At 66.6% G+C, this 12,192-nt stretch carries 12 protein-coding genes; 7 read left to right on the top strand and 5 right to left on the bottom strand.

What is annotated here, in order from left to right; genetic code table 11:
* Window positions 1-62: 62 nt before the first annotated feature.
* From R2C4_RS19325 to R2C4_RS19340, 4 genes are all read left to right on the top strand, one after another.
* Entirely contained in the window at window positions 63-647 is a 585-nt protein-coding gene (locus R2C4_RS19325) for a DUF1285 domain-containing protein (RefSeq protein ID WP_141891858.1), read from the top strand.
* 210 nt (window positions 648-857) lie between these two features.
* Window positions 858-1,610, top strand: coding sequence for a hydroxypyruvate isomerase family protein (locus R2C4_RS19330; RefSeq protein WP_141891859.1), 753 nt, complete (start codon window positions 858-860; stop codon window positions 1,608-1,610).
* Window positions 1,611-1,712: 102 nt separating this feature from the next.
* Entirely contained in the window at window positions 1,713-1,949 is a 237-nt protein-coding gene (locus R2C4_RS19335; protein WP_141891860.1) for a DUF2798 domain-containing protein, read from the top strand.
* Window positions 1,950-2,040: 91 nt separating this feature from the next.
* A complete protein-coding gene (locus R2C4_RS19340) occupies window positions 2,041-2,277 on the top strand; it encodes a DUF2798 domain-containing protein (RefSeq protein WP_141891861.1) in 237 nt (78 codons plus the stop codon).
* A 105-nt stretch (window positions 2,278-2,382) separates the two neighbouring features.
* Here the strand turns inward: R2C4_RS19340 and R2C4_RS19345 are convergent, their stop codons facing one another.
* Together R2C4_RS19345 and polA are read right to left on the bottom strand one after the other, a co-directional pair.
* Window positions 2,383-2,646 carry a hypothetical protein gene (locus R2C4_RS19345; RefSeq protein WP_141891862.1) on the bottom strand — a complete coding sequence of 88 codons (264 nt, stop codon included), beginning with the start codon at window positions 2,644-2,646 and terminating at the stop codon, window positions 2,383-2,385.
* 94 nt (window positions 2,647-2,740) lie between these two features.
* Entirely contained in the window at window positions 2,741-5,551 is a 2,811-nt protein-coding gene (polA, locus tag R2C4_RS19350) for a DNA polymerase I (protein WP_141891863.1), read from the bottom strand.
* Window positions 5,552-5,756: 205 nt separating this feature from the next.
* Here polA and R2C4_RS19355 point away from each other — a divergent pair, with 205 nt between their 5' ends.
* On the top strand, window positions 5,757-6,464 hold the full coding sequence (locus tag R2C4_RS19355; protein WP_141891864.1) for an SDR family NAD(P)-dependent oxidoreductase: 708 nt from the start codon (window positions 5,757-5,759) through the stop codon (window positions 6,462-6,464).
* Window positions 6,465-6,506: 42 nt separating this feature from the next.
* Here R2C4_RS19355 and R2C4_RS19360 read toward each other — a convergent pair whose 3' ends face one another.
* Window positions 6,507-6,992 (bottom strand): NAD(P)H-dependent oxidoreductase, encoded by a 486-nt coding sequence (locus R2C4_RS19360; protein ID WP_141891865.1) that lies wholly within the window; start codon window positions 6,990-6,992, stop codon window positions 6,507-6,509.
* Between the two features lie 131 nt (window positions 6,993-7,123).
* The gene (locus R2C4_RS19365) at window positions 7,124-7,306 is read right to left on the bottom strand and encodes a zinc-finger domain-containing protein (RefSeq protein ID WP_058285389.1); all 183 of its coding nucleotides are present in this window, start codon (window positions 7,304-7,306) and stop codon (window positions 7,124-7,126) included.
* A 71-nt stretch (window positions 7,307-7,377) separates the two neighbouring features.
* On the opposite strand from R2C4_RS19365, the gene R2C4_RS19370 reads away from it, so the two are divergent.
* Entirely contained in the window at window positions 7,378-8,310 is a 933-nt protein-coding gene (locus R2C4_RS19370) for an ABC transporter ATP-binding protein (RefSeq protein ID WP_141891866.1), read from the top strand.
* Between the two features lie 170 nt (window positions 8,311-8,480).
* Here R2C4_RS19370 and R2C4_RS19375 read toward each other — a convergent pair whose 3' ends face one another.
* Complete coding sequence (locus tag R2C4_RS19375) at window positions 8,481-8,945, bottom strand: DUF1203 domain-containing protein (RefSeq protein ID WP_141891867.1); 465 nt, start codon at window positions 8,943-8,945, stop codon at window positions 8,481-8,483.
* A 230-nt stretch (window positions 8,946-9,175) separates the two neighbouring features.
* Between R2C4_RS19375 and R2C4_RS19380 the strand changes: the two genes are divergently transcribed.
* The gene (locus R2C4_RS19380) at window positions 9,176-12,103 is read left to right on the top strand and encodes an error-prone DNA polymerase (protein ID WP_141892140.1); all 2,928 of its coding nucleotides are present in this window, start codon (window positions 9,176-9,178) and stop codon (window positions 12,101-12,103) included.
* The last annotated feature ends 89 nt before the right edge of the window (window positions 12,104-12,192 follow it).

Consider the following 12,192-nt stretch of genomic DNA (forward strand, 5'->3'; position numbering starts at 1 on the left):
CATTCCTCGTTTCCCGGATATATGCTGTTACTCTATCGTGCTGACAGGAAATGGCAAAAGCAATGAGCGGACAAAAACCTGTGACACCCGATGCCGAAGGCCTCGCCGCGGCGGCAAAAGCGGCCGGCAAGGGCAGGGGATTGCCGCCCGTCCACCTGTGGAACCCGCCGTTCTGCGGCGATCTGGACATCCGCATCGCCCGCGACGGCAGCTGGCATTACCTCGGCACCCCCTTTACCCGGTTTGAGCTGGTCAAGCTGTTTGCCTCCATCCTCAAGCTGGAGGACGGCAAGTACTACCTTGTAACGCCTGTCGAAAAGGTCGGCATCACCGTCGAGGACGCGCCCTTTGTGGCGGTGGATTTCGATGCGGCCGGGCAGGGGCGCGCGCAGGTGATCACCTTCACCACCAATATCGGCGACACCGCGGCGGCGGGGCCGGAGCATCCGGTCCGGGTGGCGCGCGATGGTGATAGCGGCGAACCTGCGCCTTATGTGATGATCCGCGCAGGCCTTGAGGCGCTGATCGACCGCAAGAGCTTCTACCGGCTGGCGGAGCTGGGCGAACACCACGATGACTGGTTCGGCGTCTGGTCCGGCGGGGAATTCTTCCCGCTGATTCCGTCTGCCGAGCTGGACGAAAGCTGATAACCCCCGGCACTTTGCCAGCCTGCCTTCCACCCGAAAGGCCGGGCGCTGCCCGCTGCGGTCTGCCGCAGGCAGCTCAAGCCTGGCAGACAGGCGGCGGAATCCGGCCAACCCGCGGTTAACGAAAGTTTAACATGAAAATTCTGCTCTTTTGACGCCTTGGCTGGCCCGTCCTGCGGCGCTAGACCAACAGTCAACAAGGAGAATCCTATGCCCCGCTTCGCGGCCAACATTTCGATGCTGTTTGCCGAGCTGCCCTATCTCGACCGGTTCCAGGCCGCCGCCGCCGCCGGGTTCGAGGCGGTGGAGATCCTCTATCCCTATGAACTGGCCGCCAAGGAAACCCAGCGCGCGCTGCTGGCCAACGGGCTGCAGTTGCTGCTGATCAACGCGCCGCCGCCGAATTACACCGGCGGCATGCCCGGCTATGCGGCGGTGCCGGAGGGCATCGACCGCTTCCAGCGCGACATCCGCCGGGTGCTGCGCTACGCCGAGGCGCTGAAGGCGGGCAAGATCCACGTGATGGCGGGCTATGCCAAGGGCGCAGAGGCACAAAAGACCTTTGTCCAAAACCTGCAATGGGCTGCAGACCGGGCGCCGGAACAGCAGTTCACCATCGAGCCTTTGAACAGCGGCGATCAGCCCGGCTATTTCCTCGATGACTACAGCCTGGCGGTAGAGGTGCTGGACGCGGTGGACCGGCCCAATGTCGGCTTGCAGTATGACGCCTACCACGCCCAGCTGATCCACGGCGACGCGGCCAAGGTGTGGGAGACCTTCGGCAGCCGCGCGGTGCATGTGCAGATCGGCGCCGCGCCGGGCCGCTGCGAGCCGGGCACCGGGCCGGTGGACTTCCAAAGGCTGTTCGCGGCCATCGACGCCAGCGGCTACGACGGCTGGGTCAGCGCCGAATACACCCCCTCCACCCGCAGGACCGAAGACAGCCTGGGCTGGATGCGCTGAGCTCCCGGCCGTTCTGCGCAGAAACCTGTGCAGCGGCGCAGATTGCTCCCCTTTCCGGCAAACGCATATCTCCGTCAGCATCCCGCCGCCAAGGAGACAGCCATGATCCCCGCCCGCTTCGCCCCGCTTCTGTCCGGTTTCCTGATGTCGCTGATGATGTCCTCGATCGTGTCCGGCATCTCCACCCTGCGGGCCGTGGGCGCGGAGGAGGGTTTCACCGCCGCCTGGCTTTCCGCCTGGGCCTACAGCTGGCCGGTGGCCTTTCCGGTCGTGCTGGTGGTGGCCCCGCTGGTGCGCCGCGCCGTGGCCATCGCCATCCGCACGCCGGATGCGGCATGATGCCCGCGGAGGGCGGGGATACACATTCAGCAATTGAAATGTGACCGCGCCCGGGGCAGAAAGGTCCGCGATAAGCGAAAGGACAACGCCAATGCTGCCCGCCCGATTTGCACCTGTATTGTTCAGCCTGATCCTGTCGGGGCTGATGTCCTGCATCGTGACCTGCGTCGCGACCTGGAAGGCGCTGGGGTTCACCACCGGATTGACCGCGGCCTGGATGCAGGCTTGGTCGCTCAGCTGGCCCATTGCTTTTGCGGTCGCCTTTACCGCCGCGCCGCTGGTGCGCCGGCTGGTGGCGAAACTGGTCAGGCAGCCGCTGCAGGGCTAAAGGCCGCAGGGGCGGCTCCCGCCCGCTGCCCGCTGCATCACAGATGCAGCAGCAGCCGTTGGGCCGCGCGCCGCTGGCGCGGCGCGGTTGCGCCCGGTGCCGCTGTCAGTTCAGGCAGAGAAACAGGTCGTAATTCGTCCTGGCCGCTGAATCCTTGCGCGCGGAGGCATGCTCGGCCTGCTTCCCATGCCCCTTGCGGCAGATCCGGTCCGCCTCCTGCGCCGCCGCTTTCAGCGCCCAATGCCGCGGGTGATGCTGCGGCGTGGCGATGGTCACGCTGTCCCCGTTATACTCCGTAACCGCGGGCCGGATGTGATGCGCGCAGCCGCCTGCAACGGCGAGAACGCCGGCAAAAATCAGTGTTTTCAATGGTCCGTCCTGAAATATCCGGTCTCAATCCCGGGGCCTCAGCCGCGTGCGGCGGCGGCCCCGGGCACAGGCATTCCAGCCCGGCGGCGCTGTGTCAATGCGCCTCGGCCCAGTTCTTCCCGCGGCCCGCATCCACCACCAGTTTCACGTCCAGATGCACCGCCGGATCGGCGGCGTTTTCCATCACTTCGCGGGCGGCGGCGATGGTCTCCTCCACGGCCGCCTCCGGCACTTCGAACAAAAGTTCGTCATGCACCTGCAGCAGCATCCGCGCGGGCAGGTGGGCAATCGCCTCCGGCATCCGGATCATCGCCCGGCGGATCACATCCGCCGCGGTGCCCTGGATCGGCGCGTTGATCGCCGCGCGCTTGGCAAAGCCCGCCTTCGGCCCCTTGGCGTTGATCTCCGCGGTGTGGATCTTGCGCCCGAACAGGGTTTGCACATAGCCGTGCTCCTTGGCGAACTCCACGGTGGAGTCCATGTACTTGCGGATGCCCGGGAAGCGCTCGAAATAGCGGTCGATGAAGCCCTGCGCGTCTTTGCGCGGGATGCGCAGGTTGCGCGCCAGGCCAAAGCCGGAAATGCCGTAGATCACACCGAAGTTGATCGCCTTGGCCTGACGGCGGATTTCCGGCGTCATCTCCTCCAGCGGCACCCCGAACATCTCCGAGGCGGTCAGGGCGTGAATGTCCTGCCCCTCGGCAAAGGCCTGCTGCAGCGTCTCGATCCCGGCCATATGGGCCAGGATCCGCAGCTCAATCTGGCTGTAGTCGAGCGACAGCAGCACATTGCCCTCTTCCGCCACAAACGCCTCGCGGATGCGCCGCCCCTCTTCGGAGCGGACGGGGATATTCTGCAGGTTCGGATCGGTCGAGGCCATGCGCCCGGTGCTTGCCCCGGTCTGGGCATAGGATGTATGCACCCGCCCGGTGTCCGGATTGATATGGTCCTGCAGCGCATCCGTGTAGGTCGACTTCAGCTTGCTGAGCTGCCGCCAGTCCAAGACCCGCCGGGGCAGGTCATGTTCGGTCGCCAGATCCTCCAGGATATCGGCGCCGGTGGAGTACTTGCCGTTTTTGCCGCGCTTGCCGCCTTCCAGCCCCATCTTGTCGAACAGGATCTCGCCCAGCTGCGCAGGCGAGCCGACGTTGAAGGTCTCGCCCGCGAGTTCATGGATCTCCGCTTCCAGACCGGCCATCTTCTGGGCAAAGGCATTGGACATGCGGGAAAGCGTATCGCGGTCCACCTTGATGCCGTTGCGCTCCATCTCCGCCAGCACCGGCACCAGCGGCCGCTCCAGCGTTTCATAGACCGTCGTCACCCGCTCCTGATGCAGCTGCGGCTTGAAGGTCTGCCACAGGCGCAGGGTGATGTCGGCGTCCTCGGCGGCATAAGGCACCGCGTCCTCAATCGGCACCCGGTCAAAGGTGATCGCCGATTTGCCGCTGCCCAAGAGCGGCTTGATCGGGATCGGCGTGTGATCCAGATAGCGCTCCGACAACGCATCCATGCCATGCCCGTGCAGGCCCGCGTGCAGCGCATAGGACATCAGCATGGTGTCGTCGATCGGCGCCACATCCACCCCGTAGCGGTGCAGGATCTTGGCGTCGTATTTCATGTTCTGGCCGATCTTCAGGATCGCCGGATCCTCCAGAACCGGTTTCAGCATCGCGACCGCTTCTTCCAGCGGCATCTGCCCCTCCGACAGGCCTTCGCCGCCGAACAGGTCATCGCCCCCGGCCTTATGCGCCAAGGGGATATAGCAGGCCTCGCCCGCCTCCACGCACAGCGAGATGCCGACCAGATCGACGACCATCTCATCCAGACCCGTGGTCTCGGTGTCCACCGCCACCCAGCCGCGCTCGCGGATGCGGTCCACCCAGACCTGCAGGGCGGCGGCGTCGCGGACGCATTCGTATTTTTCCTTGTCAAAGGGCACGGCTTCCGGCGCCTCTGCCGCCGCGGAAACGGGCGCTGCGGCGGGCGCCTCCGGGATTGCCGGCGCCTCCACGCCCAGCCGGTCGGCCATGCGCTTGGACAGGGTGCGGAACTCCATCTCGGTCAGGAAGGTCATCAGGGTGTCCGCGTCCGGCTCCATCACCTCCAGATCGTCCAGGGTGAAGTCCAGCTCCATATCGCAGTCCAGCTGCACCAGCTTCTTCGACAGCTCGATCTGCTCCCGCATCTCGATCAGCGTCTGGCGGCGCTTGGGCTGCTTGATCTCTTCCGCGCGGTCCAGCAATTCCTCAAGCGAGCCGAATTCGTTGATCAGCAGCGCGGCGGTCTTGATCCCGATCCCCGGCGCGCCCGGCACGTTATCGACCGAGTCGCCCGCCAGCGCCTGCACGTCCACCACCCGGTCGGGGCCGACGCCGAACTTCTCCACCACGCCGTCGCTGTCGATGCGCTTGTTCTTCATCGCATCCAGCATCTCGACGCCGCCGCCGACCAGCTGCATCAGGTCCTTGTCCGACGAGATGATCGTCACCCGACCGCCGGCCGCGCGCGCCTGGCAGGCCAGCGTGGCGATGATGTCATCGGCCTCGAAGCCTTCGACTTCCTTGCAGGCGATGTTGAAGGCCTTGGTCGCCTCGCGGGTCAGCGGGAACTGCGGCACCAGATCCTCCGGCGCGGGCGGGCGGTTGGCCTTGTACTGGTCGTACATCTCGTTGCGGAAGGACATGCCGGAATGGTCAAAGATCACCGCCACATGGGTCGGCGCATCCGGGCCCTTGTTGTCCTCCACCTGCTTGAACAGCATGTTGCAAAAGCCCGCCACGGCCCCAATCGGCAGCCCGTCGGATTTGCGGGTCAAGGGCGGCAGCGCGTGATAGGCGCGGAAGATGAAGGCCGAGCCGTCGATCAGATGCAGATGGCAGCCCTTGCCGAATGTTGTCCCGCTCATGTGCGCCGCGCTCCCGTTGGAAATCCGTTCGTGTTCTGTTTCCCGGTTATCGGTGATCCTGCGGGGAAGGGCAATTGCCGTTTGCCGGCGGCGGCGGGAACCGGCAGCGGCGGTCCGGCGCCGTCTCGCGCCGCCCATGTTCCAGCCGCGGCCCGCCTGTGATAGACCTGCGGCCTCCCTTCATTGCACAGCAGGATCGAACCCCATGCAGCTCAACGGAAAAACGGTCATTGTCACGGGCGGCAGCGATGGCATCGGCAAGCACATCTGCCTGAAACTGGCCGCCGCGGGCTGCAAGCTGGCAATTCTGGGCCGCAACCAGGCGCGGCTGGACCAGGCGGCAGGGGAGGCCCGCAGCCTCGGCGCCCCCGAGGCGCGCAGCTACGCGGCGGACATGACCGATCCGGCGGCGGTTGCGGCTGCCGCAGCAGACATCCTGCGGGACTTCGGCAGCGTCGATATCCTGATCAACAATGCGGGCATCTGGCACAAGGCGGGGCCGCTCGACAGCATTTCAGAGGAGATGCTGATGGCCACTGTGCAGACCAACCTGACCGGCCTGATGCAGCTGACCCGCCACCTGCTGCCCGCGCTGCGCACCCGCGACGAGGCCGCGATTCTGAACGTCGCCTCCAAATCCGGGGTGGCCGCCCAAGCGGGGCAGTCGGTCTACACCGCCACCAAATACGGCGTGCGCGGCTTTACCGATGTGCTGAAGCTGGATGAGGCGGAGACCGGCGTGCGCGTCGCGGGCCTCTATCAAAGCGGCACCAACACCGGGATGTTCGCCAAGGCGGGCGAAGACGTCCCCAACCACATCTTCACCGAGCCGGAGGATCTGGCGGATGTGGTGGTTTTCATGCTGTCGCGCCCGCCGAAACTGTGGATGCACGAGGTCCGCGTCGAGCTGTAAGCGCAGCACAGCCTGCTGCCGGGGCCGCCGCGGGGCAGGGGCCTAGAACACGCCCATGCTGAGGCCCGCCCCCAAGGCCAGCCCCAGGTCGCAGCAGGCCTGCAGCTGATCCTCGGGGATCACCTTTTCTGCCAAAATGGCCTCCGGCGTCTGCGCATGGGTGCAAATAATCAGCGGCGCCTGCACCTCTTTCAGGCGCCAGCCGGTGGCAATCCGCGCGCATTGCCGCGCCGCGTTTTCCCCGTCCGATCCGGCGCAGACCATCTGCGCATAGGGCCGCCCCTCGATCTTTCCCAGCACCGGGTAATAGCAGCGGTCGAAAAACTCTTTCATCTGGCCGGACAAGGCCGCCAGATTCTCCGGCGCGCAGAAGATATAGCCGCTTGCGGCCAGCAGATCGCCTGGCCCGGCGTCTTCGGCCCGTTTCAGGACGGTCCCGATCTCCTCCCGCGCCGCCGCTGCCGCAGCCTCCGCCATCTGGCGGCTGCCGCCGGTGCGTGTGTGGTAAACGATCAAGAGCTGTGCCATCGCTGCCGCCCGCCTGTTGCGCTCCCGCGGCAGCTTACCGGGTGCCTGCAAATTTCTTCAAAGAAATTTGGCCGGAAAATCCGGATTTTCCGGGACCCGGCCTCCGCCTGAACGGTGTCACGCTGCCCGGGTCACTCCGCCGCCTTGGCCGTGTCCCGGTAGACGTATTTGCAGTCGCAATAGGGGCATTCCACGAAATTCTCGTCCTCGGGGATCAGCAGATACACCCGCGGATGCCCCAGCGCGCCTTCGCTGCCGTCACAGGCCACCTTGCGGCTGTCCACGATCTTGGTTTCCGGCGCTTCGATGCTCATGGCTGGCAGTCCTTTCGGTTTTCGGCTAGGCGCATTTATGAGCCAAGCAAATACCGGGGGCAAGAGCGGCGATGAGCGCAGATGCAATCCAACTCAAAGCTTTGCGCAAAATCTATGGCGGCTATAAAGGCCAGCCCGAGAAACACGCGCTGAAGGGGGTCGATCTGACGGTGCCGCGCGGCTCCGTCTTTGGCCTGCTGGGGCCCAATGGTGCGGGCAAATCGACGCTGATCAACATCCTGGCGGGGCTGGTGCGCAAGACCTCCGGCAAGGTGACGATCTGGGGCTTTGACCAGGACGAGAACCCGCGCCAGAGCCGCGCCGCCATCGGGGTGATGCCGCAGGAACTGAACCTTGATCCCTTCTTCACCCCGCGCGGCGCGCTGGAGGTGCAGGCGGGGCTTTACGGCGTGCCGAAGAACGAGCGCCACAGCGACGAGATCCTGCGCATGGTGGGTCTGGAGGACAAGGCGGAGGCCTATGCCCGGACCCTGTCCGGCGGCATGCGGCGGCGGCTCTTGCTGGGCAAGGCGCTGGTCCACCGCCCCTCGGTCCTGGTGCTGGATGAACCCACCGCGGGCGTCGATATCGAACTGCGCCAGATGCTGTGGGAGAACATCCGCAAACTGAACGCCCAAGGCATGACCATCATCCTCACCACCCACTACCTGGAGGAGGCGGAGGAGATGTGCGACGAGATCGCCATCATCAACCAGGGCGAGGTGGTGGCGCGCGACACCAAGGCCAGCCTGCTGGGCCGGCTGGATGCCAAGACCATGGTGGTGCATCCGGCAGAGCCCGCCGCGGCGCTGCCGCAGGGCGCAGGCATCGAGGCCAGCTTGCGCGAAGACGGCGCCGTGGTGCTGCGCTACCGCAGCCAGGCAACCAGCGCCGAGGACGTGCTGGCCGCGGTCCGCGCCGCCGGGATCAGTATCCGCGACGTGAAGACCGAGGAAGCCGATCTGGAGGATGTCTTCCTCTCGCTGACGAAAACGGTGTCATAATTTCCATTTGCACCGCCTGGCCGATAGGCCGGGCAGCGCCCGTCCCGCCCCCCGTCATGCCGGAGGCGCGCTTCCAGCACGACGCGGGCGCTTCGCTTCCCACCCCGCCGGGACGTGCGCTGCCTTCAGAGTCCTGAGGCCAACGTGGAGTTCTGCACACCAACTCCTCCTCACCCCCGGTCAACCCGCGCCTGATAGCAATTATTGCGCGCCGACCGGATGTGGATGTAGGCGACCCGCTCATCCGCGAAAATCGCCTCGGCCCGCCCCATCATCTCCGCCTGCGGGATGACACTGCCGGTGCCATAGACGATCCGGTGATCCGCGCTGTAGCCCTTGATCAGGTAATCGGGGGAGCCTTCCAGAACCTCCGGCACCTGCTCGCCCTCATGCCGCTTGCAGTGATCCGCACACAGAAAGACCGGCCCGGTCTCGGCATAGGGCTGCGCCTCGGGAAAGGGGCGGTGGGCCAGGATCAGCATTTCTGCGCCTTCGGGGATGTATTTCAGGCAATGGCGGCAGGGGTTGGCGCCGCCGTCCGATACCGTGCGCTCCGGCATCTGGCCATGTGCGTCTGGCCCGCCCTCTTGCAGCGCGCGGACAATCTCTGTGGGCAGGGCGGTGATTCTGGGCATGGTCTGTCTCCTTTTGCTGCCGGGATCCTGCCGCATCCCGCGCGCGGCAATCGACCCGGATCCTGCGCATCCCGCAGGCCGCGGGGGCGCTCCCGCCCGCCGGGCGGGCATTGGAAATGCCCTGCGGCGGTTGGGCCGGGCGCCGCGCTGGCGCGCGGCGCGGGGCACGTCGCGGCAGGTGCGTCCGGTGCGACTCCACATAAGAACAAAACGGGAATATCATGCGGCCCATGTTTGCCGAATTCGCCTGCCTGTCCAACTTCACCTTCCTCACCGGGGCCTCCCACCCCGAGGAGTATGCGGCCCGCGCGCTGGAGCTGGGCATCGCGGCCCTCGCCATTGCCGACGAAAACTCGGTGGCGGGCATCGTGCGCGCCCATGCGGAGTGCCGCAGCATCGCCCGCCGGGTGCGCGAGCGGCAGGCCTGGGACCGCCGCAACACCCCGATCGGCCCGCCGCGCCCCGCGGGCATCCCGCAGCCCCCGTCTTTCCCGGTTTATGACACCGTGCGGCTGATCCCGGCGGCGCGGCTGGTCTTCACCGACGCGCCGGAGGTGATCGCGCTGCCGCAGACCCGCACCGGCTGGGGCAGCCTGACGCGGCTGGTCTCCACCGGGCGGCTGAGGGCCGAGAAGGGCAGCTGCACCCTGCACCTTGCCGACCTTCTGAAATTTGCGGACGGCCTGCACCTGCTCCTGCTGCCGCAGGCGCAACACCTGCGGGGCGGCGCGGGCGGATGGGGGCCGCATACGGACGCGCTGACGCGCCGCTTTGGCGGGCGGATGCACCTGCTGATGACGCCCGCCTATGACGGCGGCGACCGGGCGCGGTTTGCGCAGCTCGCAGATCTCGCCAGCCGCCTCGATCTGCCGCTTCTCGCCAGTGCCGCGCCCAGGATGCACCACGGCCGCCGCCGCCGCCTGGGCGACGTGCTGAGTGCCATCCGCCTGCGCTGCAAGGTGGAGGAGCTGGGCCGTGCCGCCATGGCCAATGGCGAGCAGCGGTTGCGGTCCGAAGGTGAAATGCGCCGCCTGTTCCGGGGCTATGAGGCGGCGGTGGACAATGCCGCCCGGCTGGCGGACCGGCTCACCTTCTCGCTGGATGAGCTGCGCTATGACTACCCGGACGAGGGGCGCGGCAGCGAAACCCCGCCGCAGCGGCTGCGGCGGCTGGCCGAAGAGGGCCTGCAATGGCGCTACCCGGGCGGCGCGCCGGACAAGGTGCGCGGCCTGCTGGAGCATGAGCTGGCCCTGATCGCCAAGCTGAAATACGACCCCTATTTCCTCACCGTGCGCGACATCGTCGCCTTTGCCCGCTCCCGCGGCATCCTCTGCCAGGGCCGCGGCTCGGCGGCGAACTCGGTGGTCTGCTACTGCCTGGGCGTCACCTCGGTCAGCCCGGAACTGGGCACCATGGTGTTCGAACGCTTCGTCAGCGAGGCCCGCGACGAGCCGCCCGACATCGACGTCGACTTCGAGCATGAGCGGCGCGAGGAGGTGATCCAGTGGATCTATGAGCGTTATGGGCGGGAGCGCGCAGGGCTGTGCGCCACGGTGATCCACTACCGCGGCAAGCGCGCCATCCGCGAGGTGGGCCGCGCCATGGGCCTGACCGAAGACACCATCTCGGCGCTTTCCTCGCAGCTCTGGGGTTTTTTCAGCACCAAGGGCGTGGAGGCCGAGCGGATGCGCGAGATCGGGCTGGACCCGAACAGCCGCCGCCTGCAGCTGACGATGCAGCTGGTGGAGGAGATCATCGGCTTCCCGCGCCACCTGAGCCAGCACGTGGGCGGCTTCATCATCACCCAAGGCCGTCTGGACGAGCTGGTCCCCATTGAGAACGCCACCATGGAGGGCCGCACGGTGATCTGCTGGGACAAGGATGACATCGACACGCTGGGCATCCTCAAGGTCGATGTGCTGTCGCTGGGTATGCTCACCTGCATCCGCAAGGCGTTTGATCTGATGCGCCAGCACCACCAGCTGGACTACAGCCTCGCCACCCTGCCGCCGGAGGACCCAGCGGTCTATAACATGCTGTGCCGGGCCGACAGCATCGGGGTGTTCCAGGTCGAAAGCCGGGCGCAGATGAACTTTCTGCCCAGGATGCGGCCGCGCTGTTTCTATGACCTGGTGATCGAGGTCGCCATCGTCCGCCCCGGCCCGATCCAGGGCGACATGGTGCACCCCTATATCCGCCGCAGGAACGGCGAGGAGCCGGTGCATTTCCCGTCCGACGCGCTGGGCGAGGTCTTGGGCAAGACCCTGGGCGTGCCGCTGTTTCAGGAGCAGGCGATGCAGATCGCCATCGTCGGCGCCGGTTTCACGCCGGAACAGGCCGACCGGCTGCGCCGCTCGCTCGCGACCTTCAAGAAACACGGCAACGTCAGCGAGTTCCGCAGCCTGTTCCTGCGCGGCATGGCGCAGAACGGCTATGATGCGGCGTTCTCCGAGCGCTGCTTTTCGCAGATCGAGGGGTTCGGCTCCTACGGCTTCCCGGAAAGCCATGCGGCGAGTTTCGCGCTCCTGGTCTATGCCTCGGCCTGGATCAAATGCCACCATCCGGGGATCTTTGCCTGCGCGCTCTTGAACGCCCAGCCGATGGGGTTTTACGCGCCCGCCCAGATCGTGCGCGATGCCCGCGCGCACGGGGTGGAGGTGCGCCCGGTCTGTATCAACAATTCCTACTGGGACAACGTGATGGAGCCTGACGGCCACGGCGGGCTGGCGCTGCGGCTGGGGTTCCGGCAGGTGAAGGGCCTGCGGGATGAGGACGCCGCCTGGCTGACCGCGGCGCGCGGCAACGGCTACACGGAGGTGGAGGACGTCTGGCGCAAGGCGGGGCTGGCGCCGCCGGTGATCGAGCGGCTGGCGGAGGCGGATGCCTTTGCCGCGCTGGGGATGAACCGGCGGGAAGCCTTATGGGCGGCCAAGGCGGTCTCGGCCCGCAAGCCGCTGCCGCTGTTTGCCCGCGAACTGGACGGCGAGGCGATTCATGAGCCGGAGGCCAGCCTGCCGCAGATGGGGCTGGGCGAGGAGGTGGTGGAGGATTACGTCGCCATGCGGCTGAGCCTGCGGGCGCATCCGGTGGCGCTGATCCGGCATCTGCTGACGCCGCAGGACACCGGCGGCGGGGCGGAGGGCGGACCGGGGATTTGAGTATTTGGGGAAAGATGAAAGGCGCAGGGCGGGTTTGCGCCTGATCTTGCGGCTGATAACGCCAACTGCGGCAGGAATGGCGGTTCACC

Source organism: Leisingera aquaemixtae, assembly GCF_006740765.1.
GTDB classification, from domain to species: Bacteria; Pseudomonadota; Alphaproteobacteria; order Rhodobacterales; family Rhodobacteraceae; genus Leisingera; species Leisingera aquaemixtae.